A 1,043-nucleotide genomic window follows, 5' to 3' on the forward strand; every position below is an offset into this window, starting at 1 on the left:
AACGAGTCGAAGCCCAACTCCTTGAACGCCCGGCCACCCGGCACCGCCCGCGCCGACGCGTGCCCCAGCACCGCCGCCGCCTGCCCACACACGAGCTCCACCAACAGCCGACGGGCATCGTCCTGCGACAGCCCGGCCAGCCGGTCACGCCAGGAGGAACCGGTCGTGGCGGCAGCGCCACCCGCCTGCCGGCGCCCGCCCGCCCGGGCGAGCAGCCGCACGATCGGCGGCACCTGGGCGACGTCGGCGGTGATCCGCAGCCGCGCCGCCGCGATGTTGGGCAGCGCCTTGGCGGCCGCCGCGTCGAACAGCGCGGCGCCCTCGTCGGCGGGCAGGAGGGTCATGCCCAGTCGCCCCAGCCGCTGCTGGTCGTCCCGGTCGAGGTGGGCGGTCATGCTGCTGGTGGTGGCCCACATGCCCCAGCCGATGCTGGTGGCCGGCAGGCCCCGCTCCCGACGGTGGTACGCCAGGGCGTCCAGGAACGCGTTCGCCGCCGCATAGTTGCCCTGCCCGGGCGAGCCCAGGGTGGCGGCGATCGACGAGAACACCACGAACGCCGACAGGTCCAGACCGGCCGTGGCCTCGTGCAACGCCCACGCGCCGTCGACCTTCGGCCCCATCACCGCGGCAACGGCCTCGGCGTCCAACGACGTGACCGTCGCGTCCGCCAACACACCCGCGCAGTGCACCACCGCCGTCAACCGATCCGCCCCGGCCACCACATCCCTCACCTGCTGCGGGTCGCTGACGTCCACCGCGACGGCGTCGACCGTCGCGCCGGCCTCGGTCAACTCCGCGACCAACGCCGCGTACTCGCTGCCCTCGGCCGGCAGACGGCGGGAAGCCAGCAGCAGCCGGCGGGCCTGGCCTGTGGTGACGAGGTGCCGCGCCACGACCCCGGCCAGGGTGCCCGACGCGCCCGTGACCAGCACGGTGCCCTCCGGGTCGACCGGCGCCGGAACCTGGAGAACGACCTTGCCGACGTGGCGGGCCTGACTGATGTGCCGCAACGCCGCCCGCGCCTGCCGCACATCCCACACCCG

The 1,043-nt window shown here is 75.1% G+C and carries 1 protein-coding gene; it reads right to left on the minus strand.

Translation table 11 applies throughout. The annotated features are described in order from the left end of the window. Positions 1-1,043, minus strand: a 1,043-nt coding sequence (locus tag ACGF5G_RS35780) for an SDR family NAD(P)-dependent oxidoreductase (protein WP_393271338.1), incomplete at both ends; no start/stop codon positions are given.

It is taken from the genome of Micromonospora sp. NPDC047730, assembly GCF_043204765.1.
Classification (GTDB): domain Bacteria; phylum Actinomycetota; class Actinomycetes; order Mycobacteriales; family Micromonosporaceae; genus Micromonospora.